Source organism: Kitasatospora sp. RG8, assembly GCF_017813315.1.
GTDB lineage: Bacteria > Actinomycetota > Actinomycetes > Streptomycetales > Streptomycetaceae > Kitasatospora.
Genome location: NZ_JAGIYX010000081.1, coordinates 1 through 2,387, shown reverse-complemented (window position 1 = coordinate 2,387; position 2,387 = coordinate 1). Strand labels below are relative to the sequence as shown.

General features: G+C 67.9%; 2 protein-coding genes and 1 pseudogene. 2 read left to right on the top strand and 1 reads right to left on the bottom strand.

Going from position 1 to position 2,387, the window contains the following annotated elements; translation table 11 throughout:
- Nucleotides 1-792: 792 nt before the first annotated feature.
- Both J5Y04_RS41070 and J5Y04_RS41065 read left to right on the top strand, forming a co-directional pair.
- Nucleotides 793-1,530, top strand: coding sequence for a TetR/AcrR family transcriptional regulator (locus tag J5Y04_RS41070; RefSeq protein ID WP_209417658.1), 738 nt, complete (start codon nt 793-795; stop codon nt 1,528-1,530).
- On the top strand, nt 1,527-1,889 hold the full coding sequence (locus tag J5Y04_RS41065) for a hypothetical protein (RefSeq protein ID WP_209417657.1): 363 nt from the start codon (nt 1,527-1,529) through the stop codon (nt 1,887-1,889). The genes J5Y04_RS41070 and J5Y04_RS41065 overlap by 4 nt, the downstream gene beginning before the upstream one ends.
- 24 nt (nt 1,890-1,913) lie before the next feature.
- On the opposite strand, the pseudogene J5Y04_RS42770 reads toward J5Y04_RS41065, so the two are convergent.
- Nucleotides 1,914-2,220: pseudogene (locus tag J5Y04_RS42770) on the bottom strand (transposase domain-containing protein); the annotation flags it as partial.
- Nucleotides 2,221-2,387: the final 167 nt, after the last annotated feature.

Below are 2,387 nucleotides of genomic sequence, written 5' to 3'. Positions count from 1 at the left end.
CACATTCACCACCGAAAGATCCAACGACACCATCAACTGCACCACCGCCACCGCAGCCAACGTCACCCCGGCACCCACCGAAACCCCACCCGAACCCGAACCCGAGCCGTCACCCGAACCCGAACCCGACGAGGCAGCCGCAGAACCGTGAGCAGAGCCAGACCCGGTTGCCCTCAAGCTCTTTGACGGGTCGTCAGCTCCACTACTGGACGAGTCGGCGCCGACTGCCGTCGCCGCGCCCCGCTTCCCATCGGACCACCGGCGGAATCCTGACGACGGTGCAACACCTCTCATGTCTGTGCTTCTTGACTCATCGCCAGCCCGCGCCACGCCCTCCGACGTGCCACCCCGGCCTGACGGGCCCGACGGCCCCGCCGCACCTGAGGGGCCAATTCCCGACCGCCCCATGGACCCTGACTGTGTTTCAGCCGATTCCTTGTTCGTCACTGCGACCCAGCCCCTGCGATCATCGCGCGCCAGTAGAATTTCCGAACAGGTTCTGAAACTAGCATCGGCCCTACCCCCTGTCGAGCAGAAACCCCGACCGCCGCCCCGGCCAAGCCACCATCCGCCACACCACCAACAAGCAACCCGGACACCACAATCGACACACCCACACCACCACGGACACACCGACCGGACACCCCCCGCCGACACGAAGGCGCCAGCCTGAGAGCACCCCCGGACACCGCCACGGACACACCAGCCGGCGACCACGACCCACCGGCGAGCCACCCCTGCCGATATCACCCCGATCCAGAGCACCCCACCCACGAAAGGCATGATGGAACGATGCCCACCACACCCCGCCGCGTCGGCCGACCCCCCGTCACCTCACGCGCCCAGATCCTCGCCGCCGCCCGCCGGCTCATCGACCGCGACGGCTGGGAAGAACTCACCATCCGCCGCCTAGCCACCGAGACCGGCATCGGCGCCACCACCCTCTACCACCACGTCCGCGACAAGGACGACCTCCTCATCCAACTCATCCACGACTACGCCGAACAGATCCCCCTCCCCGCCCCCCACCCCGACCCCGCCATCCGCATCACCAACGCCGCCACCGCCATCCACGACACCCTCGCCGCCTGGCCCTTCGCCGCCCAGGCCATCACCACCGACGGCTTCATCACCCGCCTCGGCGACAACGCCCTCACCCTCATCGAAACCATCATCACCGCCGCCACCGAAACCGGACAAACCCCCCAACAAGCCGTCCACACCTTCCGCACCATCTGGTACTACACGGTCGGCGAAATCCTCGTCCGCGTCCGCGCCCACCACACCCACCACAACAACCCCGCCCCCACCCCCAAAGCCTTCCCCAACCTCGACCCCGCCCAGCACCCCTACCTCACCTCCCTCGCCCCCCAATGGCCCACCCTCGCCTGGCAGAACACCTACCACCAGACCCTCCCCGCCCTCGTCAACACCCTCCTCACCCACCCCACCCCACAGGAGTCGAACGGCGAGGTGCCCCACGAGGGGGATCCCGTACCGAAGTCCACGACCGAGGCAGAAGCAGGGTGAACGGGATCGCCTTCCCCGCGTGGCAGGGAAACCACTATGTGACGCTGGCCGAACTGCTCACCCGCCTCGGCAGCTTCGGCCTGGGGCTGCGGTGGCGTGTCGAGTGCTCCGAGAAGTGGGACCTCACCGCGGAGTTGGAGCGCCGTTCCGCCGGCGACGGCATGGATGCCCTGACGCTGCTCTCACTGGTAGCCCCTGGCGTCCAGCTGATCGACGCCGAGGCCTCCGGGTTCACCGAGGGGGGCATGCCGATGGTCGTCCTGACCGAGGTGGACAGCTCGTTCTGGGACGTCAAGGTGGCCGACGAGCACGTGCTCACCGAACTCCGCCGCCACTACCCTGGCGCCTCAGCGCTCTGAGCGGACACCTCATCCAGCACAGACCACCGCACCGAGCCGGGCGCGCGTCCCGGTCTCGCACAGGGCCACGAGCTTCAGTACGGGGTAGCCCTCCTGTCCGTAGCGGTCATTGATCTAGCCCTGCGAGTCGCAGACGCGGGGCCGGCCCCAGTCGACGACGCAGGTCACGCAGGGCCTTCTCCGAGAGGCGCAGGAGGTTCAGCTCCCGTACACCGGTGATGAACTCGTCTCACACCCGCAGATAGCCCAGGCTCGGAAGGAGAGCCAGGGCCAGAACGAAGTACTCGGCGACTCGCGAGGGCAGTATCCGCAGCCCGGCCTGCGTGGTACCTGGCGGAGCATGTGTTCCGGGTTCCCGTTCGGAGAGGTCTGGTTGTCAGGCGGGGAGGCCGACGGCGCGTTCTCCGCTGCGGCGCTGCTGGATGACGACGGCGATGACGAGCAGGGCGCCCTGGGCGACGTTCTGCCAGAAGGAGTTGATGCCCTGGACGGTGAGGC

What these genes read in the sequence shown, in the direction of transcription:
- J5Y04_RS41070 (WP_209417658.1), top strand. Translation starts at nt 793, where the DNA reads ATGCCCACCACACCCCGCCGCGTCGGCCGACCCCCCGTCACCTCACGC.